Consider the following 23,677-nt stretch of genomic DNA (forward strand, 5'->3'; position numbering starts at 1 on the left):
CGCAAGGCCGCCAACCGCCATGACTTAGCCATGACTTGCCCCATGGGATGAGCGTCTTTATCAAGGACCGCTTTAGAAGCGGCCTCTGCCGCGCGATTGAGTCGCTACCATTATGTTTTTTCGTTTCCTCCGCCTGCTCCTCGTCCTAGCGCTGGTTGTCTCGGCGCCGCATTCGTTCGGCGCGATGGCGCAGGGATTGGGCCAGGCGCCTGCCGGGCTGGTCGCCGACCAGCAGAAAATCCTGCAGGGCCTGATGACGAAAACCGACGCTCTGGAGAAGAAGGCCCAGGCCGACGGGGTCGACGACACCACGCTTGTCGATATCCGCCTGCAGCTCGAGGAGCTGTCGCGTGAGGCGCTGAACAGCGCGCTGGCGTTCCGTTCCCGGCTCTCGGAGATCAACCCAAGGCTGGAGCAGCTTGGCACGCCGCCGGCAGCCGGACAGCCCCCGGAACCGGATATCGTGACCGGCGAGCGCCAGGCGTTGGCATCCGAAAAGGCGGAGATCAATGCCGTCATCTCTAGCGCCCAGACCTTGGCTATCCGCATCAATGCGCTGATCGCGAAGATCGGCAACATGCGCAGCGAGCTGTTCCGCAACCTGCTCACCAAGCGCTACGTGCTGTCCGATGCGCTGAGCCCGCAGGTGTTCTCCGACGCCCAGGCGGAGTACACAAACTTCTACAGGGCTGTATCGTCGTGGCTGAGCTTTGCCTTCAAATTCAAGTTCCAGGCGATGCTTGCGGCGACCTTGATGTCGCTGGCGCTGGCAGCGGTGCTTCTGGTGGGCGGGCGCCGCCTGTTTGGGCGCATCTTCGAAGCCGATCCGTCGGTCGAGGATCCCACCTATCTCAGCCGCCTGTCGGTGGCGTTCTGGTCGACATTGCTGCCGTCGCTGGCGTTCAGCGCCTTCCTCGCTTCGACGGTCTTCCTGTTCAACTATTACAATGTGCTGCGCGGCGACATCGGCGTTTTCCTTAATACACTGGCCGCGGTCATCGCCGTGGTGTTCTGCGTCAACCGGCTGACCAATGCGGCGCTGGAACCACGGCAGCCGAACTGGCGCCTGATCCAGGTCGAGACCGGTCCGGCGCGCTGGCTGGTGCGGCTGACGACAGCGATGGCGGTTGTCATCGGCGTCAACAGTTTCCTGTCGGTGGTCAACGACAAGATGGGCTCGCCGCTGTCGCTGACCATCGCCAGAAGTTTTGTCTCGACCATCATCGTTGGCGTCATCCTGGTCCTGATGGCGCTGCTGAAGCCGTACAAAGGCTCCGACGGAAGCTGGCGCCCGTGGCCGGCATGGCTGCGCTACACCGCCATCGTGCTCGGCCTAGCCACTATTGTGGCAGCGCTGTTCGGCTACATCGGCCTGGCCATCTTCGTTTCGGTCCAGGTCGTGGTCACCGGCACCATCCTGGTCACCGCCTATATCGGCTTCCTGTCAGCGCGCGAGATCGGCGAGGAGGGCGGTTTCGCCGGCACCTCGATCGGGCGCTGGCTGTCGGCAAATGCCAGCTACGAGGACACCGCGCTGGACCAGCTCGGCCTGGTGGTCAGCGTCGCCATCAACGTGATGATCGTGCTGGTGTTCCTGCCACTGATCCTGTTCATGTGGGGGTTCCAGCCCGGCGACATCCAGGCCTGGGCCTACAAGCTGGCGACGGGCATCACGATCGGCTCGGTGACGATTTCGGTCACCGGCATCCTCAGCGGCATCGTCGTCTTCATCATCGGCTATTTCCTGACGCGCTGGTTCCAGGGCTGGCTCGACGGCTCGGTGATGGCGCGCGGCAAGGTCGATACCGGCGTGCGCAATTCGATCCGGCTGGCGGTCGGTTATGCCGGCGTCGCCGTTGCCGGTCTCGTCGGCATCTCGGCGGCGGGCATCGATCTCTCCAACCTGGCGCTCGTTGCCGGCGCACTTTCCCTCGGTATCGGTTTTGGCCTGCAGAATGTCGTCTCCAACTTCGTGTCCGGCCTGATCCTGCTCGCCGAGCGGCCGTTCAAGGTCGGTGACTGGATCGTCGCCGGCGACACCTCAGGCACGGTCAAGAAGATCAGCGTACGCGCCACCGAGATCGAGACCTTCCAGCGGCAATCGGTGATCCTGCCCAACTCGAACCTGATCAACAACGCCGTCGGCAACTGGACGCACCGCAACAAGCTCGGACGTGTGGAGATCAAGGTCGGCGTCGCCTATGGCAGCGACGTCAAGCGGGTGCATGCCATCCTGCTGGAGATCGCGCGCGGCCATGCGCTGGTGCTGAAGAACCCGGAGCCGTTCGTGCTGTTCACCAATTTCGGGCCGGCGGCACTCGAGTTCGAGATCCGCGTGTTCCTGGCCGACGTGCTGAACGGCGCGATCGTTCAGAACGATATCCGCTTTGCCGTGCTCGATGCTTTCGAGAGCGAGCATATCGAGATTCCCTCGACGCCGCGCGCCGAGGTCAAGGTCAAGCAGACCGAGGCATGGCCGCTCGACGACGACAAGATCGAAGTCGAGTTCGCCGAGAAGGAACAGGCGGAGGCCGAAGCCGCTGCCGAGGCGAGACGGCTGGCCAAATCAGGCCGCAAGGCCCGAAAGCCCGATCCCAGCTAGGCGCATTGATATTCAGGTGAGGCCGGCCTGCAAAATGACTGATACCTGCGCTTCCGGTGCTCGCGTACTTAAGTACGCTCCGCTCCGGTTCTCGGTATCGGCCATTTTCGACTCGGCCTGACCTGAATCTCAACGCACCTTGGGCCTAGCGAAACCAATTGCGGCATGAATGCGGCATTCAGTTGCGGTTCAGCTTGCATCTCATATAAGCTCACATGCAAAGGCGAGAATGCCTTGCGAAATGCAACAGAGGCGGTGTGGAAACACCGATATTGCAAAATGTGGAAGTCGCTCGTCGTCGCCATCGCTCTTACCGCAGCGAGTGGCTCGGCCTTTGCCGCCAGCGCGGTCAACAAGGACGCTGAGACCCGTACGCTGATCGTGACGGAAGGCGGCGGCAAGACCGAGCTGGCGCTGGCCGCCGGCGAAACCGTGGAATTCTGCCCGAACGGCTGTTTCGTCACCTTGCCCAATGGTGACCTCGAGGCCCTGACCGGCTCGGAAACGGTCGAAATTTCGGGCGGCGTTGCCCGCATCAAGTAAAGTCGGCAGGCAGCTCTTGCAAAGGCCGGGCAATGCCCGGCCTTTTATTGTTCGCGGTAGTGATTGCTTAACAATGACGCAGGAAATATCGTCGCGCCTACCGGCTGCAACCAGGCGTTTTAACGTTCACTACGCCGTTCCGCCGCTATACCCATACGAAGACGCCCAAACACAGCGCGACGGGTTTATGAGTAGGGCAGGACAGATATGGATGCGCGGTCGGACAAGAACGCAATCCCGCTTGCGGTCGACCTCGACGGCACGCTGATTGCGACCGACCTTCTTTGGGAAGGCCTGTTCATCCTTCTCAAGAAGAATCCGCTCTATGTTTTCCTGGTTCCGTTCTGGCTGGCCGGCGGGCCGGCGCGGCTGAAGCAAGCCATCGCCGACCGCATCGACATCGATCCGGCTTCGCTGCCCTATCGCGAAGCGCTGCTGCAGCGCCTGCGGGCTGACCATGTGGACGGCCGCAAGATCGTGCTGGCGACAGGCACGCCACGCAAGTTCGCCGAAGCGATTGCCGCCCATCTGGGCATCTTCGACTACGTGCTGGCGACCGATGGTCCGCACAACATGACCTCAGGCCGCAAGCGCGACGCGCTCGTCGCCGCCTATGGCGATGGCGGTTTCGACTATGCCGGCAACAGCCGTCACGATCTCGAGGTTTTCGAAGCCGCGCGCGACGCCATCGTCGTGGCGCCCGACCGCCACGCGGCACGCTGGCAGGCCGCGCATAGCGCCGAAACGATGCCGGCCCCGAAAAGGACGTTGAAGACATTCGTCAAGATGCTGCGGGTGCATCAGTGGCTGAAGAATTCGCTGATCGCGGTGCCGATGGTGCTGTCGCACGAATACTTCAACGCCAACATGATCTGGCAGTGCGTGCTGGCGTTCGTCTCCTTCAGCGCGGTGGCTTCGGCCATCTACATCCTCAATGATTTCTTCGACCTTGCGCTCGACCGCAAGCACCCGACCAAACGCAACCGGCCGTTCGCCAGCGGCGCACTGTCGATCCCGTTCGGTCTCGGCGCGATGGCCGCGCTGCTGGCGACCGGTATTGCCGCCGGGCTTCTGCTGCCGATCGAGTTCCTGGGTGTGCTTGCCGGCTACATTGTGGTGACCACGGCCTATTCGCTGTCGTTCAAGCGCATGCTTCTGGTCGACGTGCTGACGCTGGCCGGCCTCTACACGGTGCGCGTGCTGGCGGGTGCGGCGGCGACCGGCGTCGAGGTCTCGTTCTGGCTGCTCGCCTTCTCGATTTTCTTCTTCCTGTCGCTGGCGCTGGTGAAGCGCTATGTCGAACTGCGCACCACAACCATTCCAGTGGGCGAGCGCATAGCTGGCCGCGGCTACCGCATCGAAGACCAGGAGATCGTCGCCCAGGCGGGCATGGCGTCGGCCTTCTCCTCGGCGCTGGTGCTGGCGCTCTACATGGACAGCGTCTCCGTGCGCGAACTCTATCCGCATCCGTGGCTGGTCTGGCCGCTGGCGCCGATCGTGCTGTATTTGACCATGCGCGTGTGGATCCTGGCGCGCCGCGACGAGATGAATGACGATCCGGTCGTCTTCATCATCCGCGACTGGCGCAGCCAGATCATCGTGGCTATCGGCGCAGCGCTACTGGTCGCCGGAGGCTGGTAAGGCATGGCGGGCGAACGATTCCAGAGTTTCGGCCGCGCCACGCCAGCCGCAAAGCGGACTGTCGCGGCCGATACGGCTATCGAACTGATGAAGAGTGGCAAGGCAAAGGCAAACGGCTTGCTCGCCTATGGCAACGGTCGTTCCTACGGCGATTCCTGCCAGAACGAGCCAGGTTCGGTCGTCGACATGCGGTCGCTGAACCGTATCGGCGCATTCAACGTCGAGACCGGCCTGCTCGAGGCGAAAGCCGGCGTATTGCTGTCCGACATCATAGCGCATGCCGCACCCTACGGCTTCTTTCCCGCGGTGGTTCCAGGCACCCAGTTCGTCACCCTTGGCGGTGCCATCGCCAACGACGTTCACGGCAAGAACCATCATCGGCGCGGCACCTTTGGCTGCCATGTCGAGTCTCTCACGCTGCTGCGCTCGGACGGGCGGACCTATACTTGCTCGGCAACGGACAACGCCCGGCTGTTTGCGGCAACGATCGGCGGCATGGGGCTGACCGGGCTGATCCTGTCGGCGTCGATCCGGCTGATGCGGGTGCCTTCGCTCGACATCGTCGAGACGGCGACGCGGTTTGCCGATCTCGGTGAATTCTTCGAACTGGCCGAGGCTGCCGATCAGGCCAATGAATATGCCGTCGCCTGGATCGACCAGCTGGCCGGCGGCCATGGCCGCGGGCGCGGCCTGTTGTTGTCAGGCAACCATGCCGAGCAAGGCTCGCACCAGGCGTCGCGCGCCGGCTCGCGCCTTTCGGTGCCCGTCCAGCCACCTTTCAATGTGCTCAACCGGCCGTTTCTCACAGCCTTCAATGCCGCCTATCGCTGGAAAAAGGGGCGCTCGGCGGAACCGCGCCAGACCGGCTATCAAGGCTTTTTCTTTCCGCTGGACGGTGTCGGTGACTGGAACCGGCTCTATGGCCCCAAAGGTCTCTACCAGCACCAGAGCGTGGTGCCGGAACATGCCGCGCGCCAGGCCGTGCCGGCGCTGCTCGACGCGGCGCGGCGGGCCGGGCAGGGCTCCTTCCTCACCGTGCTGAAGCGCTTCGGGTCGATCCGCTCGCCGGGTCTGCTGTCATTTCCGCGGCCCGGCTTCACGCTGACGCTGGATTTTCCCAATCGCGGCGACAAAACGCTGGCCCTGCTGGGCGAACTCGACCGCATCACGGTCGCGGCCGGCGGGGCGGTCAACCCGTACAAGGATGCGCGCATGAGTGCCGATATTTTCGCGGCGTCCTTCCCGGATTGGCAGCGGCTGGAGGCGTTGCGCGACCCGGCGTTCATGTCCAGTTTCTGGCTGCGGACGGCGAAAAAACTGGAGATGCCACGGGGGCGCGTCGAGGCGGCGGAATAGATCCAATTTGAATAAATCATGGTAAATAGATGGTAAATTCCATGGCTTACTCAAAACATTGTTGTGACTTCACGAAATGTTTGCAGGTTAGTAGTAGGACCGTCGCAAGCGGCGGGTGGAAAATATGAAATATATCGTCTTCATTCTGTTCACAGTCATGACCAATGCCGCGGCGCAGCTGATGCTGAAACAAGGCATGATGTCGCTCGGCCCGATCTCGTTCGAGGGCACCAACCCGCTTCTGAAACTCTTGCAGATCGTCTTCAGTCCGTGGGTGTTCCTCGGCCTGTGCACCTTCGTCATCTCGATGGCTTCGCATCTCTATGTGCTGTCCAAGGTTGAGCTCAGCTTTGCCTATCCGTTCCTCAGCCTTGCCTATGTCGCGGTCGCGATCTTCGCCTATTTCATCTTCCGCGAAGACCTCAACGCCTGGCGCATCTCCGGCATCGCCTTCATCTGCGTCGGCACCGTGCTGATTGCGCAAAGTGGGCGTGGGCATGACGACCAGACCGCTTCCATCACCCCCGACAAGATCCACGCAAACGAGACCGTTCGATGAGACATGTAATTTTCGGCGGTGACGGCTTCGTCGGTCGTCATCTTGCCCCGAAGCTTGTGGCCGACGGTGAAGAGGTTGTCGTTGCCGACATCGTCAAGAGCGACCTGCCGCATTACCGGTCGGTCCGCTTCGTCGCCTGCGATGTCACCGATCCAGCCTCGGTGGCCAAAGTCGGATTGAAGGCCGACGACATGGTCTACAATCTGTCGGCCAAGATGCTGTCGCCCATCCAGGTGCGCGCCAAGCGCCACGACTTCTTCTTCCCGGTGAATTTCCACGGCACCGAGCACATCATGCAGGCCATGGACAAGGCCGGCGCACCGAAGCTCGTCCACTACACAACCGACATGATCTACGGTCATACGGTGACGCAACCGATGACCGAGGAACACCCAGTTGCCCCGCTCGGCGAATATGGCTGGTCGAAGCAGAAGACCGAAGAGCTCGCCGCCGAATGGCGCAAGCGCGGCATGTCGATCTCGTTGTTTCGGCCGCGCCTCATCATCGGCCCCGGTCGGCTCGGCATTTTGGAAAAACTGTTCAAGCTGATCGACTGGAACTTTCCGGTGCCGATGATCGGCTCGGGCAAGAATCCCTATCAGTTCATCTCAGTGTTCGACTGTGCGGAAGCCGCCCACGCGGCCTGGAAGGCCGGCGTGCCCAACGAGGCCTATAATCTCGGCTCGCTCAATCCGCCGCCGGTCAGGAAACTGCTCGGCGACCTGATCAAGCATGCCGGGTCGAAATCGCTGCTGATCCCGACGCCGGGCTGGGCGGTCAAGCGCACGCTCGACCTGCTCGATCTCATGAACATGCCGATCATGGATCCGGAACAATATCTGATCGCCGATGAGGAGTGCGTGCTCGACGTGTCCAAGGCCGAGCGCCAGCTCGGCTGGGTGCCGCAATATCGCGACGAGGACATGCTGATCGCCGCCTACAGCGAATACCGCGCCAAGAAGGACGGCCATGCCGTCGCCGCCAATCATGTCCCTGCCGAATAATGGGACGACCAGGAGAACTCCGAGATGACCGTCATGGCCAAGCCTGAGCAGACGAACGCGCGCACCATGGTCAGCGCGCCGGCGATGTCGCCCACCACGATTGCCAAGCCCGATCTGATCAGCGTCGAGCAGGCGAAGTCGATGGACGTCGCGCGCATGACAGACCTGTTCAAGGCGCATCTCAACCCGGGCCAGCTGCATTTCATGAAGCTGCTCGGCTTCCACAAGATCAAGATCGAACGCGCCGAAGGCATGTTCTACATCGACCAGAACGGCCGCAAGATTCTCGACTTCTTCGGCGGTTTCGGTTCGCTGGCCTTCGGCCACAACCATCCGCGCATCCTGGAGGCTCGCCGCAAATTCCAGGAAGAGAAGCGCCAGGAAATCGCCATCGCCTTCATGTCGCAATACGCGGCGGCACTTGCGCACAACATCGCCAAATGCTCGCCCGGTGATCTCGACATGGTGTTTTTGGGCTCGTCCGGCTCGGAGGCGATGGAAGCGGCGGTAAAGCTCGCCGAGCGCGCCGCCGGGCCGAAGCGGCCGAAAATCGTCTATGCCGAGAATTCCTTCCACGGCAAGACCAAGGGTGTGCTCGGCATCACCGACGGCCAGCTCTACCGCGCCGATTTCAAGATGGCCGAAAACACGGTGCGCATTCCGTTCGCCGACATCGAGGCGGTCGAACGGCTGTTCCGCTCCGACCCGGAGGTCGGCGTCATCGTGCTCGAAACCATCCAGGGCGGCGGCGGCATTATCCAGGCGCCTGCCGAATACTGGCAGAAGCTGCGCGCGCTGTGCGACCAGTATGGCGTGCTGTGGGTGGCCGACGAAGTGCAGTGCGGCTATGGCCGTTCCGGCCGCTTCTATGCCTTCGAACACTACGGCGTCGTGCCCGATGTGACGGCGCTGGCCAAGTCGCTCGGCGCCGGCAAGGCGGCGGTCGGTGCCATGATCGCGCGGCGCGAGATTTATATGAAGGCCTATGGCACGCCGAAGACGGCGATGATTCATGCCATGGCGACCTTCGGCGGCATGGGTGAGGCCTGCATCACCGCGATCGAGGGCATCAACGTGCTCTATGACGAGGGGCTGATCGACAACGCCGCCTCGACCGGCGACTATTTGCTGCAGCGGCTGCAGGCGCTGAAGGAGAAATACCCCAAGATCATCAAGGATGTGCGCGGCAAGGGCTTCATGGTCGGGCTGGAGTTCCACGACTTCTCGCAGACCTTGCCGATGGTGCTGCGGCCGATCGTCAGCGTGCTCGATGACAAGCTGAAGGGGTCGCTGTCGGGCTTCGTCGGCGCGCTGTTGCTGCGCGACTATGACGTGCTCGTCGCCTTCACTGAATACAACCGCAACGTCATCCGGCTCGAGCCGCCGCTGATCTGCCAGCGCGAGCATGTCGACCGTTTCGTCGATGCCTTCGACAGCCTGTTGTCGCGCGGCATCGTGGGAATCGTGAAGGATTTCGTCAAAAGCCAGGTCCGTTGAGCGAAGTCCTGACGATGCTGAGCAAGTCTCCCGCCCCGCAAAACACACTCGACCGGCTGACTGCGGCCGGTCTCGCATGGGGCGAGGGGACGTATGCAAGCTGGGCGGCGCCGATCGGCGCGATCGCGTTTTCGCTCTACATCCTTTTGACGGCGTTTACCGCCTGGACGATGCCCGACGCCAATTGGGACATGCTCCCTTATCTCGCGATTGCCGAAGAGGGCAGCTATCCCGATGCGCAGGCGCTGCATGATTATGCGTACAGCACGGTCCAGGCGGGCGTGTCGGCCGCCGACTACAAGGCGCTGACCGACGATGGCGGCGGCTTTCGCAGCCACATGGCGCAAAATGCCGCCGACTTCCACTCGCTCCTCGGCATGTACCGGATCAAGTTCCTCTACGCCGAAATGCTGTCGACGATGAGCGCGGTGATGTCGCCGGTCGAGGCGATGCGGGTGCTGCAGGTGGTCTCGGTGCTGCTGTTCGGGATGATCACGCTGCTCTGGCTGCGAACCGAAGGCGGGCTGGCGCTGGCGCCCTTGGTCGGCGCGGTGCTGATCATGGCCGATTTTGGTGACGCGGCGCGCGCCTCGACGCCGGATCTGTTGTGTTCCGCGCTGTTCCTCGGCGGGCTGCTCGCCTATGTGCGTAGCCGCGAAGCAGCAACCGCCGTATTGCTTTTCCTCGCCTTCATGGCGCGGCCGGACAACATTGTTTTCCTTGCCATCTTCGCGGTGTTGCTGCTGGTCTTCCGGCAACGGGCATGGGGCGCGCTGGTCGGCTTTGCCGCTTCCTTCGTCGCCTATTTCGCGATTTCGCATTGGGCGCATCATCCGGGCTGGTGGCCGCATCTGTGGTTCTCCAGCATCGAGCAGCACTACAATATGGACGGGTTCGAGCCGCCGTTCTCAGTCGCCGCCTATCTCAAGGCGTTTGCCGCATCCTTCATTCGCGCCATCAGCATCAACAGCTGGGTCGGCGTCTGCGTGCTCGCGCTGGCCGGCTGGTTTGCGCTTAGCCGCGCCGGCTTCCGGCTGGAGCGCCGCGCCGGCATCCTGCTTGCAGCACTGGTGCTCGGCGTGCTGTCGAAGTTCACCGTGTTCCCGATCCACGATACCCGCATCTACTTCCCCAACCTTCTGCCGCCGTTCCTGCTGCTGGTGGGCCCAATCATGGCGCTGTGGGCGTCGGCAAGCCTGAATGGAAGGCGGCCCGCCGCCTTGCAGGTCATACCAGGAGATAAGCCTTGAGTTCTGTATCCGGTCTGGCGCGCATTGCCCTCTCACTCGGTCTGCCCGCCGGTCTGCTCGATCGCGGACCGTCGCTGCGCGGCACGAAGTTCCTGGCCAAGGCGGCGCTGAAGGCGCGCTTCGGCGGCAGCAAACAACCGTTCCAGATGGTCAATGTCGGCGCCTGCGATGGTTCGCTGTTCGACGACGTTACGCCGTGGCTGCATCGTATCCCGCGGGCGCGGGCGGTGCTGGTAGAGCCGATCCCCTACAATCAGAAGCGGCTGCGCGCCAATTATCCCGACACGGAACGCTTCGTCATCGAGCCGGTGGCGGTGACGAAGACCAAGGGGACGATCACCGTCCACACTTTCGATGCAGCAGCACTCGAGGCCGGCGCCTTGCCGATCGAGTTCATCGGCTGCTCGTCGGTGACCGACACCAATCTGATGTCGGGCAAGAATGCCTGGGGTGAGGACGACGCCAATTTCAACAAATTCGCGCCGCACCTCAGGGATATCGAAGTGCCGTCGGAAACGCTGCAGACGCTGCTCGACCGCAACGGCGTCACGCACATCGACGCCTTCCTGGTCGATTGCGAAGGCGCCGACTGGATCGTCTTCGAACAGCTTGACCTCAAGCGTTATCGTCCCGGCATGATCAAGGTCGAGGTCGGTGCGCTGCCCGCTGCGGAAATCGGCCAGGTCGTGGTCAAGCTGAAGACATCAGGCTATCAGGTCGGCTTCCAGGCCGAGGACATCTGGGCCTTCGCCTGAGATAGATCGCCACTGACGACACGTCGGCGCGCTGGTCGCGCCGCATCTGCGACGTGTCGCAAACAGGCGGTAGCTCCATCCACGTCCTCTGCATATTGTGCGCCATTCGAACGGGCGCGGACGCGCCCGCTTTATCCCTTTGGAGTCGCGGGCAATGGCAGAGTTTCCGAAACAGGCGAAGGTCGTCATCGTCGGCCTGGGTGGTATTGTCGGCGCATCGATCGCCCATCATCTGATCGAACGCGGCTGGACCGACATTGTCGGCATCGACAAATCGGGCATCCCGACCGATATCGGCTCGACCGCACATGCTTCGGACTTCTGCTACACGACCAGCCATGATTTCCTGTCCTGCTGGACGACGCTCTATTCCATCGATTTCTACGAAAAGATGGGCCACTACGCCCGTATCGGCGGGCTCGAAGTGGCGCGCGTCGGCGACGACAGCCGCATGGATGAGATCAAGCGCAAGATCGCCTCGGCCAAATCCTTCGGCACCCGCGCCCGGCTGATCGAGCCGGCCGAAATCAAGGAAAAATTCCCGCTGATCGAAGAGTCAATGGTGCAAGGCGGCCTGTGGGATCCGGATGCCGGCCTGGTCATCCCGCGCTCGCAGACCGTCGCAGGCAAGCTGGTCGACCAGGCGGAAGCGTCAGGCAAGCTGAAATCCTTCGCCAACACGCCGGCCAAATCCCTCATCGTCGAGGAAGGCCGCATCAAGGGCGTCGTCACCGACCGCGGCACCATCATGGCCGACTATGTCGTGGTCTGCGCCGGCATCTGGGGCCGGCTGATCGCCGAAATGGTCGGCGAGGACCTGCCGGTGATGCCGATCGACCATCCGCTGACCTTCTTCGGCCCGTACAACGAGTTTGCCGGCACCGGCAAGGAGATCGGCTGGCCGCTGCTGCGCGACCAGGGCAATTCGGCCTATATGCGCGACACCGGCGATCCCAAGACCGCCGAGGGCGGCCAGATCGAATGGGGCTATTATGAAGAGACCAATCCGCGTCTCTGCCACCCGCGCGACCTGCTGGAGAAGGACCAGGCGCGGCTGTCGCCGTCGCAACGCGATCTCGACATGGAGCAGATCCTGGCGCCGCTCGAGCGCGCCATGGAGTTGACACCGATCCTGGGTGAACTCGGCTATAATGAAAGCCATTCTTTCAACGGCCTCTTGCAGGTGACCGCCGATGGCGGCCCGTCCATGGGCGAAAGCCAGAAGGTGAGGGGCCTGTGGTACGCCGTCGCCATCTGGGTCAAGGATGGCCCCGGCATGGGCAAGCTGATGGCCGACTGGATGACCGACGGCCGCACCGAGATCGATCACCACGCCATCGACTATGCGCGCTTCTACCCGCACCAGACCAAGGAACAGTTCATCTGGGATCGCTGCACCGAAACGGCGATGAAGGTCTACAATCCCGCGGTGCATCCGCGCGAGCCGTTCTCCAAGGGCCGCAACATCAGGCGCTCGCCGTTCTGGGAACGCGAGAAGGAACTTGGCGGCTACTTCATGGAGCTGGGTGGCTGGGAGCGCGCGCACGGCTACGCCGCCAACGAGCATCTGCTAGAGAAGTATGGCAACCGTGTTCCCGTGCGTGAGAATGAATGGGACAACCGCCATTTCTGGCGCGTCTCCAATGCCGAGCACCTGGCGATGAGCGAGGATTGCGGCATCGTCAACCTGTCGCATTTCTCCATGTACGACATCGAGGGACCCGACCATGTCGCGCTGCTGGAATGGCTGTGCGCGGCCAAGGTCGGCGGCGACAACAATATCGGCAAGGGCATCTACACCCACTTCCTCGACGAGGAGGGCATGGTGCGGGCCGACTTCACGGTGATCCGCATGGCCGACCGCTGCCGTTTGATCGATGGCGCCGACGCCGGCCCGCGCGATTTCCGCTACATGCAGCGCACCGCGCAAGACAAAGGCTTTGACGTGACCATCACCGACGTGACCGAGAAATACGTCACCATCGGCATCTGGGGTCCGAACGCCCGCGCGACCTTGCAGAAGGTGGTCGAGAATCCGGAAGGCCTGTCGCTCGAGAACTTCCCCTTCGCGGCGATCAAGCCGGTCAGGATCGGCGGCAAGGATGTCACCGCTTTCCGCATCTCCTATGTCGGCGAGCAGGGCTGGGAACTGCATATGCGCTATGAGGACGGCCTCGCTGTCTGGGACGCGCTGCGCTCGACCGGCGTGATGCCGTTCGGCGTCGAGACCTATGCCAACACGCGCCGCATGGAAAAGAGCCTGCGCCTGCAGAACGCCGACCTGTTGACCGAATACAATCTGCTCGAGGCCGATCTCGCCCGGCCGAAGGTCAAGGAGAACGATTTCTGCGGCAAGGCCAAGCATGTCGAATACCGCGCCCGTGAGCACCAGCCGGCGATCCTGTGCACGCTGGTGATGACGGAAAACGTCGATTCGAAGGGCGTTGCCCGCTATCCCGTCGGCACCATGCCGGTGATGGATCCGAAGACCGGCGAAACGCTGGTCGACGAACTCGGCCGCCGGTCCTTCACGACGTCGATGGCCTATGGCCCGACCATCGGCAAGAACATCGGCCTCGCCTATCTGCCCTGGGCCCATGCCCAGGAAGGCTGCAAGTTCGCCATCGAATATTTCGGTGAGACCTATCCGGTCGAAGTGGCTGCCGTCGGCTACAAGCCGCTCTACGATCCGGAGAACCTCAAGCCGAGAAGTTAACCGCCAGCTCCTCGGCAGCCTGGCTGGCGTTGGCGTGGTGGAAGACAAGTGCATGAACGCCCGGCTTTGCCGGGCTTTTCTCTTTTTAAGCAGGTGATTTCCGCCTACCGTTGCGCAGGCGGAGTGAAGCGCTTGCAGCGGTTTGGCTGGGACAGAAAGAACGATGCGCTGGTGTTCAGCCTGAATGGGAACATCCCCGTTCGCGTCAGCTGGACCTTTGCCATTCCGATTGTCCTGCCCTTTCTGCAGGAGTGGTCGACACGTCCCAAAACCGCACTGATCCACACATCGATCTTTGCCGCGCTGTTCTTCGCATCGGTATTCCTGCACGAACTGGCGCATGCATGGGCCGCTCGCCGGCAAGGTATCGGAACCGACAGGATAGAGCTCTATCTGTTTGGCGGGGTTGCCTACTTCAAGCGCGGCGCAACGTCTTCGTATGGCTGGGCGTGGATTGCGTTTGCCGGCCCCTTGGCCAACATCCTGTTGGCAGTGTTTTTCGCTGCTTCCTATTTGATCGCCAAACCTTTGGCGCCCGTCGAGGCGGACAGCCTGTTCAGTGCGCCGCCACCAATGCCGATCGCCCATCTGGCGTGGGCGCTATGGATCGGCGCCTTATTGAACGGCGTCCTGGCCATTCTCAACATTCTACCGGCTTATCCCCTTGATGGCGGGATGATCGCACGGCATTTGCTTGCGCGGCGTTTCGGCGAGGGGCGAGCCGCGCGTATCGTCGGATTCTGCGGTGTCGTGCTCTCTGTGTTGCGTTTCGCAGTGATCCTGCCGGCCGCCGTGGCGGGCATCCTGGTGTGGCTCCCGCCGTCATTCAGGCCGAACTGGAGGGCGTTGCGTGGCGCCGGCAGAAAGAAGACCGGTCCGCGCCGGGAATGGCGCGGCAAAGGTGGGCGACCCATCAACAAATAAGGCCGAACCGCAGCTGCTGTTCCGAGATTAGGCGCAGAACCCGCAGTTCCGGCTTTTCCCTTTGTCAGCAGCTGATTCTCGCTTACCTTGCGGCATGTCTGCTTTTTCGCGCGCAGGACATTTCCTTTCAGGCAGCGCCGCGCTGGTGCTGGGCCTCTGGCTGACATCACAGATTCATGCTGCCGAGCCGGTCGATGTCGAGCTGGTGCTGGCCGTCGACGTGTCACTGTCGATGTCGCCGGGCGAACTCGAAATCCAGCGCCACGGCTATGCCGCGGCATTGACCCACGACAATGTGCTGCAGGCCATAGCCGAGGGCGCCTATGGCAAGGTCGCCGTCACCTATGTCGAATGGGCGGGAGCGACAACGCAGCTGGTCGTCGTGCCATGGACGGTGATCGCCAGCCGGGCTGACGCCGAGCGGGTGGCCGCGCAGCTTTCCGCCCATCCGCCGGCCAGCGCCCGGCGCACCTCGATTTCCGGTGCGCTGGAATTCGGCAGCGACCTCTTCGCCGAAAGCGGCTTCTTAGGGACAAAGCGCGTCATCGACATTTCCGGTGACGGGCCCAACAACCAGGGCGCGCCCGTCGACATCGCCCGCGACGCGGTGGTCAAGCAAGGCATAATCATCAACGGCCTGCCGCTGATGACGCGCGGCGGCGGATTTGGTGGCGCCTACGATGTCAACAATCTCGACCGCTACTACAGCGACTGCGTCATCGGCGGGCCCGGCGCCTTCATGATCCCGGTCAATGACTGGACGCAGTTTCCCGAAGCCATCCGCCGCAAGCTGGTGTTGGAGCTGGCCGGACCCGCTTCACCGCAATGGGCCAGCGAGGAGGCCGCTCACCCGCCGGTGGTGCTGGCGCAGGACCGGCCTACCGACTGCCAGGTCGGCGAAAAGATGTGGCGCGACCGCAGCTGGATGTTCGACGCCCGCTAGAGCTTTGGTCCATGCCGCAGTGCACCATCAGTTTCATTGACAAGCCTATGGGCGTCTGTGACACAATTCCCCATCAGAAAAAAGGGGAACTGACATGAACAACACTATCGTCTTTGCCGCGGCATTGGCGCTTGGCGCGGGCTTATCCGCACCGGCTGAGGCCGCCACATCGGTCACCATCGGCATCAGCGGATGGACCGGCTTTGCGCCGCTGACGCTTGCCAAGCAAGCCGGCATCTTCGAGAAGCATGGCCTCGATGTGACCTTGAAGAAGGTACCGCAGGCCAGCCGGCCGCTGGCCATCGCCAGCGGTGACCTGCAATGCGCCGCCACCACGGTGGAGACCTGGCTGGTGTGGAACGCCAGCGGCGTCACCACCAAGCAGATCTTCCAGCTCGACAAATCCTACGGCGCCGACGGCATTGTCGTGCGCAACGACATCAAGACCGTCGCCGACCTCAAGGGCAAGAATGTCGCGTCTTCGGCGCCGGGCACGTCGCCCTATTTCATGCTGGCCTGGGTGCTGAACAAGAACGGCCTGTCGACGAAGGATGTCACGGTCGTCAACCTGGAGCCGGATGCAGCGGCGCAAGCCTTCCTCGCCGGTCAGAACGATGCGGCGGTGACCTATGAGCCGTTCATTTCGGCGGTGCGCGACAAGTCCGACCAGGGCCATATATTGGCGACCACGCTCGACTATCCAATGGTGCTCGACACGGTCGGCTGCACGCCCGAATTCCTCACCGCCAATCCCGACGCCGCCAAGGCGCTGGCCGACAGCTATTTCGAGGCGCTCGACCTGATCAAGAGCGATCCGCAGAAATCCTACGAGATCATGGGCGCCGACGTGAAGCAGTCGGCCAAGGAGTTCGAGGATTCGGCGAAGTACCTGAAATGGGCCGACAAGGCGGAGAACAAGCAGTTCTTCACCAAGGAGTTCCAGGATTTCTCCAAGACCGCCGGCGAATTGCTCCTGCAGATGGGACTGATCAAGGAAGCGCCTGATGTCGCCTCGTTGACCGACACCAGCGCGGTGTCGAACTGACAGTCCGGCCTTTGACCTTCAAGCGGCGGCGCCTGACGCCGCCGCTCTCTCCTGGACATGATGATTTGACGATGCGGACGATCTGACGATGCGCCCCTTGCATCCGGTGTCGCCGGGCATTCGAACCGTGCTCGGCATTTCCTTCTTCGTGCTGTTCGTCGCTTTCTGGGCGTGGATCACGCTTGGCGGTCACGTCAATCGCATCTTCCTCGCCGATCCGCTGTCGATGCTCAGGGATGGCTGGCGGCTGCTGGTCGAGGACCGGTTCTGGCTCGACATATTGATCACCATCTGGCGCGTCTTCGGCGGGTTCCTGCTGGCGTCGGTCGTCGCCGTGCCGATCGGCATCGCCATGGGCGCCTGGAAGCCGGTGGAGGCTTTTCTGGAGCCGTTCGTCTCCTTCGCCCGCTATCTGCCGGCCTCGGCCTTCATTCCGCTGCTCATTCTTTGGGCGGGCATTGGCGAACTGGAGAAGCTGTTGGTCATCTTCGTCGGTTCGGTGTTCCAGATCATCCTGATCGTCGCGGTCAAGGTCGGCTCGACGCGGCGCGATCTGGTCGAGGCGGCCTATACGCTGGGCTCGACCAACAACGGCATCGTCAAACGGGTGATCATGCCGGCCAATGCGCCCGAGATTGCCGAGACGCTGCGGCTGGTGCTTGGCTGGGCCTGGACCTATGTCATCGTCGCCGAGCTGATCGGTTCGTCGTCGGGCATTGGCTACATGATCATCAACAGCCAGTCGCGGCTGGCGACGGGGCAGATCATCTTCGGCATCATCGTCATCGGGTTGATCGGGCTGTTGTCCGACTTCGCCTTCAAGGCGTTCAACCGCTGGCTCTTCCCCTGGAGCCTGGCATGAGCAAGCTGCTTATCGAAGGCGTCTCGCGCACCTTCGCCGGCGTGCGCGGCGGACAGCCGGTCAAGGCGCTGATGCCGGCCGATCTCGCGGTTGCCGCCAATGACTTCATCACCATTCTGGGGCCGTCCGGCTGCGGGAAGTCGACGCTGCTCAGGATCGTCGCCGGCCTCGAGGCGCCGAGCACGGGCCGCGTGCTGCTCGACGGCAAGGCGGTGACCCGGCCGGGGCCGGATCGTGGCATGGTCTTCCAGTCCTACACGCTGTTTCCGTGGCTGACGGTGGCGCAGAATATCGCCTTCGGCCTGCGCGAACGCGGGATGGCCGAAAAGGAGCGCGACGGGATCGTCGCGTCCTATGTCGATCTCGTCGGGCTCAAGGGCTTCGAGAACCATTGGCCAAAGCAGCTTTCCGGCGGCATGCAGCAGCGCACGGCGATTGCCCGGGCGCTGGCCAACGATCCCGAGATCCTGTTGCTGGATGAGCCTTTCGGCGCGCTCGACAACCAGACCCGCGGACTGATGCAGGAGCTTTTGCTCGGCATATGGGAACGGCGCAAGAAGACGGTGCTGTTCGTCACCCATGACATCGAGGAGGCGATCTTCATGGCCTCGCGGGTGATCGTGATGAGCGCACGGCCCGGCCGCATCAAGTCCGATGTCGCCATCGACCTGCCGCATCCGCGCCACTACACGCTGAAGACCAGCCCGGAATTCTCAGACCTGAAGGCGCGGCTGACCGAAGATATCCGTGTCGAGGCGATGCGGACGGCGCAGAACATGGCTGTCTCGTGACGCGTCAAGGTTTTTTGAGATCCTTAACAAGCACGTAGAGGTGTAGCGGATCGGTTGGGGATTGGATGAACCCGTAGCGCTCGTAAAAGTGGCGGGCACTATGATCCTTGGCATGCACGGTTACTGCGCGGATACCCGCAATGTCGGCCGCCTGTAAGCTGCGCAGAATAGCATCGCGCAACAGCCCGCCGCCAACGCCTTTACCTTGCCAGTTCAGACTGACTGCGAGGCGCCCCAGCAGCATTATCGGAACCGGATAGCGTGCAAGGCCTTTCGTCAGTCGCTCAGGTGCACCGTCGCAAGCAACTTCGCCAACGACGAGCGTATAAAACCCGATCACGTCTTCACCGGAGAGACCAACATAGGTCTGCGAGGCGTTTGCCTGCTGATTTTGAAATGCGTAGCGGGCGAGAAACCGATTGAGGGGTTCCTCACCACAATCGAACATATCCACCAGATGGGTGCGAGCCAGCTTCTCGATACGAAACGGGTTCACGCTGGATCGTGATCGGAAAAGACGCTCGGCTCGGTCAGCAGGCGCTTGAGACGCGGCAATTCACGCGTCGGGGCGTCCAATGCCGCCATGAATGCCGCCCATTTGTCCGCGTCGAGGCCGAAGCTGCGCCTGTCGGCAAGTGTTTCCTCGGCGCGCCCTAGCGCGCTTTCGAGAACGAAGTCGCTCAGCGAGCGCCGCTCGACGGCAGCAGCCGTCGCGAGGATCCGCTTTGCATCGGGAGTAAGTCGCAAGTCCAGTTTCTCGGAGCGATTGGTTCTTGTCGTCATGGTGTACCTCTCGATAGAGAGATAATATGTCTGCCAGACAATGTCATGACAAATCTGCGACTCGCGTTTCGGGTCAAGCCGCCAGCAACTGCTTGCGGTCGACGCGCTCCTGCTGCGGCGAGCGGGCGTAGAGCTCGCGGTAGCATTTGGAGAAATGCGAGGCCGAGACGAAACCGCAGGCGACCGCCACCTCGACCACTGGCATCGACGACTGGATCAGCAGATGCCGGGCGCGGTCGAGGCGGATTTCGAGATAGTAGCGGGCAGGGGATCTGCCCATCTCGGTGCGGAACAGGCGTTCGATCTGGCGGCGCGACAGGTCGACATGGTCGGCGATCTCGATCAGCGACAGTGGCTCGGACAGGTTGCCTTCCATCAGCTCGATGATGGTCAGCACCTTGGAGTTCTGCACGCCAAGCCGCGCGCGCAGCGGCAGGCGCTGGCGGTCGGTCGGGCTGCGCACGCGGTCGGTCAGCACCTGCTCGCACACACGGTTGACCAGATTGTCGTCGAAATCGTCGCCGATCAGCTTCAGCATCATGTCGAGCGCAGCGGTGCCGCCGGCGCAGGTGTAGATGTTCTGGTCGATCTCGAAGAGATCGGCAAACACGTTGGCCTTCGGGAAGGCCTCGGAGAAGCCCGGCAGGTTTTCCCAATGGATGGCGCAACGCTTGTTGGAGAGCAGACCGGCGGCGGCAAGGATATGGGCGCCGGTGCACAGGCCGCCGACGGCGACGCCTCTGTTATACTCCTCGCGCAGCCAGGCGAAGGCCGACCTGTTCTGGTAGCGCTCGACATTCATGCCGCTGCAAACAATGGCCATGTTCGGCCGATCCGGCCCGGCCATCTTCTTGCGCTCTTCCTCAAGCGAGGTGTTGACCGCGCATTCGACGCCATTGGAGGCGCGCACCGGCTTGCCGTCGATGCTGGCTAGGCGCCAGCAATAGGCTTCATAGCCAAGCATGCGGTTGGCCGAGCGCAGCGGGTCGAGCGCCGTCGCAAAGGCGATCATGGTGAAGTCGGGGACGAGGAAGAATACAAACGATCGCTTGATCGGATGCTTTACGGCGTTCAAGGGAACCTCACGCAGCCATGGCGCGAACAGGATGTCGCGAACAGCATAGCGACATCAGGAAAAACCATTCCTGTCAATCGGCTAGGCGGCTAAGCGGCAACTAAATTTGCGACATGGGTCGCAAATGGGCAATGGTCCGGGATGACGGGCACACGCTGCCGCCGGATTGAGCATCGCTACCCGGCAACATCGGCTTCAGAACGAAAAAACGCCGCCTCGGTCAAACCGAAGCGGCGCATTTGTCGACTTTCGGCAGCGGCAGGGAAGCGCTGCGCGGTAGCCGTTATCTCAGGCGACGAGGCCGAGGCGCACCGCATTCATGGCGCCGGTCTGGCCGGGCATGGTGTTGGCAAGGCGCTGGCGCTCGAGAGCGGTCGTCAGGTTCATTTCGCGGCGGGCAAAGAGGCGGGCAAAAAGCTTCATCATCATCTCCTATCGGTTGCTCAGACGGGTCGCCTTCGCTTGATGGAGTGGGGCAGCTCGTTTGCTGACGGTGATATAGGCTTGTGTGAGCAGAAACTAAATCGCAAATGCGAAGCGCTTGATATGAAAAGCGACATAAATTGCGACATTTTTGGGCAGGATGCCCAGGATTTATGATTATTTACAAGGCGTTAAGCCAATATTTGAGCTGCTATGCAGCTTGCTCATATGCGCCATGCAAGGGCGACATGGCTCTGAAATTCATTTGAATGCAAATAAGTTAGGGAAGGCAAGCAGGGTAAAACAGAGAAGGCCTGCCGGGCTGGTTTGCGCGGCAGGCCTTCAGCACATGGTACACAATGGTTTACTTTGCTCCAGCCCAGGATCCGACGCCATGGCGTGCACCGGTCTTGGTGTCGGCAGCTTCAGGCCAGCCGATGTCCTTCTGCAGTTCGATCGGCAGCGAGCGGATCGCACGTTCGGTCTGGAAGCGGGCGCGGGCGGCGCTGAACTCGGTCGCAAGCCGACCGATGGATGACAGGATAGACATTTCATTCTCCTTTGGTTGTGGCACGTCCCGCATGAACGCGTTTCGTCGCCGGGATATTCCGCATCGAATGCAATTTCGTGTCAGGAGCGTTTGAAGCCGTGGCGCGTCCTGCCTTCGATGGAGTTGACTATCCTCCCATTCTGATGTTCAATCAAACGAAATGGAATGATGCTTCACATCAGAAAAATTGAAGGTCGATCCCGATGAACGCCCCACTCAATCATCCCCTGCCGCTGCTCGATCTCGATGTTTTGCGCACGTTTGTGGCCATTGCCGAGACCGGTAGCTTCACCACCGCGGCCAATGCGGTGTTCCGCACGCCGTCGGCGGTCTCCATGCAGATCAAGAAGCTCGAGGACATTCTCGGCCGCTCGGTCTTTGCGCGCGATGCGCGCTCGGTGACGCTGACCACCGATGGCGAGATGCTGCTCGGCTATGCCCGCCGGCTGCTGTCGATCAACCGCGAGGTGGTGTCGAAGTTCATCATCCCCGAGATCGTCGGCGTGGTGCGGCTCGGTTCGCCAGACGATTATGGCGAGCGCGTGCTGCCGCATGTCTTGAAGCGTTTCGCGCAATCGCATCCGTCGATTGCCGTCGACGTCACCATCGACCAGAGCAGCAATCTGCGCCGCCGCATGGACGACCGGGCGCTCGACATCACGCTGCTCACCAATTCCTACAAGACCAGCGCGCTCGGCGCCGAGGTGCTGTTGACCGAGCCGATTGTCTGGGCGGGCGCCAAGGGCGGCAGCGCGCATCTGCGCGAGCCTTTGCCTGTATCGCTATGGGAAGAGGGCTGCGCCTGGCGGGCCGGCGCGCTCGATGCGCTGAGCCGTGAGGGCCGCAACTACCGCATCGCCTATATGAGCGCCCACACGGCCGGCCAGCGCGCCGCCATCATGTCCGACCTCGCCGTGGCGCCACTGCCGAAGTCGTTCCTCGGCAATGACATGGTCGAGCTGTGCCCGAAGGACGGCATGCCCGACATCGGCACCTACAATCTGGCGATGGTGGTGTCGCCGGACGCCAGCGCGCCGGTCAAGGCAGTCGCCGACCATATCCGCGCGACCTTTGAAGTGTTCAGGGAGACCGGCAAGTTCTGATGAGCCACGATGTGAGCCGCGTTTCAGGTCTCAACGATCTCATCGAGTTCAGAAAACCGATTGATGTTCTTTCTGCAATCGTAAGCGACCTCGGTTGGTCCGAGACGCCAGTGGTCATCCTGACCACTGATCATGTTTTGAATGTGCTCCGACGGTTCCAGGCAGGAGAACTTACTGCTGCCGACATGGAAGCATGGGCGGACCTGATCGAATGCAGGGAAGACATCGACAACCAGCCAGAACGAGATGAAGAAATACTCGAAGCGATCTACGTGCTGGCCAATCCGGTCTTGAATGGCTTGCTTGATGAAGCCTTGACCGACCAGGTGATCGCCTCGCTCTTGGCCTGACCAGTGGCTTTATCGCTACTCAGAAAGGCGACGATGCGCTCGCGCGCCCGCCGCGCTTCGGGCATCTCGATCAGCGGCCAGGCGTGGAACATGCCTTCCTCGTAGACGACCTCGACCTCGACGCCGGCGGCACGCGCCTTCTCGGCGAAGATCAAATTGTCGGGGCTGAGCAGGTCGCGCGAGCCGGTCAGGAGCAGCGTCTTCGGCAAAACCGAGAGGTCGCCGTAGAGCGGGCTGATGTGCCAGTCGCTGCGATCAAAGCCGGCGCTGTAGAGCCGCACGGCCTCCATTCCGCCCGAAATGCCGAGCCAGGGATCATAGCGCTCGGCCTCGAACACTTCGGGGTTGGAGAGCGACATGTCGAGCCCGGGCGAGATCAGCACGTGGCGCAAGGGCAGGGGAAGGCCATCTTCCGCGGCCATCATGGTCAGCACCACGGCCATGTTGCCGCCAGCGGAATCGCCCATGAAAACGATGTCTTCGGCGTCCGTCTGATCCAGCATCTGCCGGTAGACGTCGCCGACCATGCCGAACATGGCGTGGAAATCATGCTCGGGGGCTATCGGGTAGATCGGCACGGTGATGCCGAAACCCAGCCGTTCCGCCATCTCGGCGATCAGTCCCCAATGATAGGAGGTGATCTGGAAGACATAGGCGCCGCCATGCATGTAGAGGATGCGCCGGCGCTCGCCGGCCTTCGGCGCGATCTCGTATACAGGGAAGCCATCGACGCTGCGCTCGGTGATATCGAGCCGCTCACGCAGCAGTGCCGGGGGATGATGATCCTCGGTCTTGCGCGCATAGGCGATCCAGCGCTGCAGGTTTTCAGGACTGGCAAACGCCTTCTTGCGGCTATGCCGGAGGATGAAGGAAACGAGATGGCTTTTGAAACTGGGCATTCGAAT

At 62.1% G+C, this 23,677-nt stretch carries 23 protein-coding genes; 17 read left to right on the plus strand and 6 right to left on the minus strand.

All coding sequences use genetic code 11. The features are described 5' to 3' along the window. Positions 1-112 precede the first annotated feature (112 nt). The 15 genes from H0241_RS03065 to H0241_RS03135 all read left to right on the plus strand — a co-directional run bounded on the left by H0241_RS03065 (position 113) and on the right by H0241_RS03135 (position 18,488). Entirely contained in the window at positions 113-2,602 is a 2,490-nt protein-coding gene (locus tag H0241_RS03065; protein WP_181055940.1) for a mechanosensitive ion channel family protein, read from the plus strand. A 279-nt stretch (positions 2,603-2,881) separates the two neighbouring features. Continuing rightward, entirely contained in the window at positions 2,882-3,145 is a 264-nt protein-coding gene (locus H0241_RS03070) for a hypothetical protein (RefSeq protein WP_023670370.1), read from the plus strand. A 207-nt stretch (positions 3,146-3,352) separates the two neighbouring features. After that, positions 3,353-4,786 carry a UbiA family prenyltransferase gene (locus H0241_RS03075; RefSeq protein WP_181055941.1) on the plus strand — a complete coding sequence of 478 codons (1,434 nt, stop codon included), beginning with the start codon at positions 3,353-3,355 and terminating at the stop codon, positions 4,784-4,786. Between the two features lie 3 nt (positions 4,787-4,789). After that, a complete protein-coding gene (locus tag H0241_RS03080) occupies positions 4,790-6,142 on the plus strand; it encodes an FAD-binding oxidoreductase (protein WP_181055942.1) in 1,353 nt (450 codons plus the stop codon). A 124-nt stretch (positions 6,143-6,266) separates the two neighbouring features. Next, positions 6,267-6,701 carry an EamA family transporter gene (locus H0241_RS03085; protein ID WP_181055943.1) on the plus strand — a complete coding sequence of 145 codons (435 nt, stop codon included), beginning with the start codon at positions 6,267-6,269 and terminating at the stop codon, positions 6,699-6,701. Next, positions 6,698-7,705, plus strand: coding sequence for an NAD-dependent epimerase/dehydratase family protein (locus H0241_RS03090; protein ID WP_181055944.1), 1,008 nt, complete (start codon positions 6,698-6,700; stop codon positions 7,703-7,705). Before H0241_RS03085 ends, H0241_RS03090 begins: the two co-directional genes overlap by 4 nt. Positions 7,706-7,771: 66 nt before the next feature. Next, positions 7,772-9,202 (plus strand): aspartate aminotransferase family protein, encoded by a 1,431-nt coding sequence (locus tag H0241_RS03095; protein ID WP_407941709.1) that lies wholly within the window; start codon positions 7,772-7,774, stop codon positions 9,200-9,202. A gap of 14 nt (positions 9,203-9,216) precedes the next feature. Beyond that, positions 9,217-10,452, plus strand: coding sequence for a hypothetical protein (locus H0241_RS03100; RefSeq protein WP_181056158.1), 1,236 nt, complete (start codon positions 9,217-9,219; stop codon positions 10,450-10,452). Further along, on the plus strand, positions 10,449-11,207 hold the full coding sequence (locus H0241_RS03105; protein ID WP_181055946.1) for an FkbM family methyltransferase: 759 nt from the start codon (positions 10,449-10,451) through the stop codon (positions 11,205-11,207). The genes H0241_RS03100 and H0241_RS03105 overlap by 4 nt, the downstream gene beginning before the upstream one ends. A 154-nt stretch (positions 11,208-11,361) precedes the next feature. After that, a complete protein-coding gene (locus H0241_RS03110; RefSeq protein WP_181055947.1) occupies positions 11,362-13,923 on the plus strand; it encodes a GcvT family protein in 2,562 nt (853 codons plus the stop codon). A gap of 48 nt (positions 13,924-13,971) precedes the next feature. Beyond that, a complete protein-coding gene (locus tag H0241_RS03115; protein WP_181055948.1) occupies positions 13,972-14,847 on the plus strand; it encodes a M50 family metallopeptidase in 876 nt (291 codons plus the stop codon). A 94-nt stretch (positions 14,848-14,941) separates the two neighbouring features. Next, entirely contained in the window at positions 14,942-15,790 is an 849-nt protein-coding gene (locus H0241_RS03120; RefSeq protein WP_181055949.1) for a DUF1194 domain-containing protein, read from the plus strand. A gap of 94 nt (positions 15,791-15,884) precedes the next feature. Continuing rightward, entirely contained in the window at positions 15,885-16,835 is a 951-nt protein-coding gene (locus tag H0241_RS03125; RefSeq protein WP_181055950.1) for an ABC transporter substrate-binding protein, read from the plus strand. Between the two features lie 88 nt (positions 16,836-16,923). Then, entirely contained in the window at positions 16,924-17,697 is a 774-nt protein-coding gene (locus H0241_RS03130; protein ID WP_181055951.1) for an ABC transporter permease, read from the plus strand. Then, the gene (locus H0241_RS03135; RefSeq protein ID WP_181055952.1) at positions 17,694-18,488 is read left to right on the plus strand and encodes an ABC transporter ATP-binding protein; all 795 of its coding nucleotides are present in this window, start codon (positions 17,694-17,696) and stop codon (positions 18,486-18,488) included. Before H0241_RS03130 ends, H0241_RS03135 begins: the two co-directional genes overlap by 4 nt. Positions 18,489-18,492: 4 nt before the next feature. Here H0241_RS03135 and H0241_RS03140 read toward each other — a convergent pair whose 3' ends face one another. The 5 genes from H0241_RS03140 to H0241_RS03155 form a co-directional block, all read right to left on the minus strand. Beyond that, positions 18,493-18,984, minus strand: a complete 492-nt coding sequence (locus H0241_RS03140; RefSeq protein ID WP_328824603.1) for a GNAT family N-acetyltransferase — start codon at positions 18,982-18,984, stop codon at positions 18,493-18,495. Continuing rightward, a complete protein-coding gene (locus H0241_RS03145) occupies positions 18,981-19,271 on the minus strand; it encodes a type II toxin-antitoxin system TacA family antitoxin (protein WP_181055953.1) in 291 nt (96 codons plus the stop codon). The genes H0241_RS03140 and H0241_RS03145 overlap by 4 nt, the downstream gene beginning before the upstream one ends. Positions 19,272-19,344: 73 nt before the next feature. Beyond that, complete coding sequence (locus H0241_RS03150; protein WP_407941710.1) at positions 19,345-20,283, minus strand: GlxA family transcriptional regulator; 939 nt, start codon at positions 20,281-20,283, stop codon at positions 19,345-19,347. A 351-nt stretch (positions 20,284-20,634) separates the two neighbouring features. Continuing rightward, positions 20,635-20,769, minus strand: a complete 135-nt coding sequence (locus tag H0241_RS36100) for a hypothetical protein (protein ID WP_268926397.1) — start codon at positions 20,767-20,769, stop codon at positions 20,635-20,637. A 364-nt stretch (positions 20,770-21,133) separates the two neighbouring features. Continuing rightward, positions 21,134-21,319 carry a hypothetical protein gene (locus H0241_RS03155; RefSeq protein ID WP_023700331.1) on the minus strand — a complete coding sequence of 62 codons (186 nt, stop codon included), beginning with the start codon at positions 21,317-21,319 and terminating at the stop codon, positions 21,134-21,136. A 203-nt stretch (positions 21,320-21,522) separates the two neighbouring features. Between H0241_RS03155 and H0241_RS03160 the strand changes: the two genes are divergently transcribed. Together H0241_RS03160 and H0241_RS03165 are read left to right on the plus strand one after the other, a co-directional pair. Next, on the plus strand, positions 21,523-22,422 hold the full coding sequence (locus tag H0241_RS03160) for a LysR substrate-binding domain-containing protein (protein ID WP_181055955.1): 900 nt from the start codon (positions 21,523-21,525) through the stop codon (positions 22,420-22,422). After that, positions 22,422-22,772 (plus strand): hypothetical protein, encoded by a 351-nt coding sequence (locus H0241_RS03165; protein WP_181055956.1) that lies wholly within the window; start codon positions 22,422-22,424, stop codon positions 22,770-22,772. Before H0241_RS03160 ends, H0241_RS03165 begins: the two co-directional genes overlap by 1 nt. Here the strand turns inward: H0241_RS03165 and H0241_RS03170 are convergent. Next, positions 22,691-23,671 (minus strand): alpha/beta hydrolase fold domain-containing protein, encoded by a 981-nt coding sequence (locus H0241_RS03170; protein ID WP_181055957.1) that lies wholly within the window; start codon positions 23,669-23,671, stop codon positions 22,691-22,693. The two genes, H0241_RS03165 and H0241_RS03170, sit on opposite strands and share 82 nt — an antisense overlap. Between the last annotated feature and the right edge of the window lie 6 nt (positions 23,672-23,677).

This window comes from Mesorhizobium neociceri, assembly GCF_013520985.1.
Taxonomy (GTDB): Bacteria; Pseudomonadota; Alphaproteobacteria; order Rhizobiales; family Rhizobiaceae; genus Mesorhizobium; species Mesorhizobium neociceri.

What these genes read in the sequence shown, in the direction of transcription:
- H0241_RS03145 (WP_181055953.1), bottom strand. Translation starts at nt 19,271, where the DNA reads ATGACGACAAGAACCAATCGCTCCGAGAAACTGGACTTGCGACTTACT.
- H0241_RS03080 (WP_181055942.1), top strand. Translation starts at nt 4,790, where the DNA reads ATGGCGGGCGAACGATTCCAGAGTTTCGGCCGCGCCACGCCAGCCGCA.
- H0241_RS03090 (WP_181055944.1), top strand. Translation starts at nt 6,698, where the DNA reads ATGAGACATGTAATTTTCGGCGGTGACGGCTTCGTCGGTCGTCATCTT.
- H0241_RS03170 (WP_181055957.1), bottom strand. Translation starts at nt 23,671, where the DNA reads ATGCCCAGTTTCAAAAGCCATCTCGTTTCCTTCATCCTCCGGCATAGC.
- H0241_RS03135 (WP_181055952.1), top strand. Translation starts at nt 17,694, where the DNA reads ATGAGCAAGCTGCTTATCGAAGGCGTCTCGCGCACCTTCGCCGGCGTG.
- H0241_RS03075 (WP_181055941.1), top strand. Translation starts at nt 3,353, where the DNA reads ATGGATGCGCGGTCGGACAAGAACGCAATCCCGCTTGCGGTCGACCTC.
- H0241_RS36100 (WP_268926397.1), bottom strand. Translation starts at nt 20,769, where the DNA reads ATGAAGCTTTTTGCCCGCCTCTTTGCCCGCCGCGAAATGAACCTGACG.
- H0241_RS03120 (WP_181055949.1), top strand. Translation starts at nt 14,942, where the DNA reads ATGTCTGCTTTTTCGCGCGCAGGACATTTCCTTTCAGGCAGCGCCGCG.
- H0241_RS03100 (WP_181056158.1), top strand. Translation starts at nt 9,217, where the DNA reads ATGCTGAGCAAGTCTCCCGCCCCGCAAAACACACTCGACCGGCTGACT.
- H0241_RS03110 (WP_181055947.1), top strand. Translation starts at nt 11,362, where the DNA reads ATGGCAGAGTTTCCGAAACAGGCGAAGGTCGTCATCGTCGGCCTGGGT.
- H0241_RS03130 (WP_181055951.1), top strand. Translation starts at nt 16,924, where the DNA reads ATGCGCCCCTTGCATCCGGTGTCGCCGGGCATTCGAACCGTGCTCGGC.
- H0241_RS03085 (WP_181055943.1), top strand. Translation starts at nt 6,267, where the DNA reads ATGAAATATATCGTCTTCATTCTGTTCACAGTCATGACCAATGCCGCG.
- H0241_RS03065 (WP_181055940.1), top strand. Translation starts at nt 113, where the DNA reads ATGTTTTTTCGTTTCCTCCGCCTGCTCCTCGTCCTAGCGCTGGTTGTC.
- H0241_RS03160 (WP_181055955.1), top strand. Translation starts at nt 21,523, where the DNA reads ATGAACGCCCCACTCAATCATCCCCTGCCGCTGCTCGATCTCGATGTT.
- H0241_RS03095 (WP_407941709.1), top strand. Translation starts at nt 7,772, where the DNA reads ATGGTCAGCGCGCCGGCGATGTCGCCCACCACGATTGCCAAGCCCGAT.
- H0241_RS03125 (WP_181055950.1), top strand. Translation starts at nt 15,885, where the DNA reads ATGAACAACACTATCGTCTTTGCCGCGGCATTGGCGCTTGGCGCGGGC.
- H0241_RS03150 (WP_407941710.1), bottom strand. Translation starts at nt 20,283, where the DNA reads ATGATCGCCTTTGCGACGGCGCTCGACCCGCTGCGCTCGGCCAACCGC.
- H0241_RS03155 (WP_023700331.1), bottom strand. Translation starts at nt 21,319, where the DNA reads ATGTCTATCCTGTCATCCATCGGTCGGCTTGCGACCGAGTTCAGCGCC.
- H0241_RS03165 (WP_181055956.1), top strand. Translation starts at nt 22,422, where the DNA reads ATGAGCCACGATGTGAGCCGCGTTTCAGGTCTCAACGATCTCATCGAG.
- H0241_RS03070 (WP_023670370.1), top strand. Translation starts at nt 2,882, where the DNA reads ATGTGGAAGTCGCTCGTCGTCGCCATCGCTCTTACCGCAGCGAGTGGC.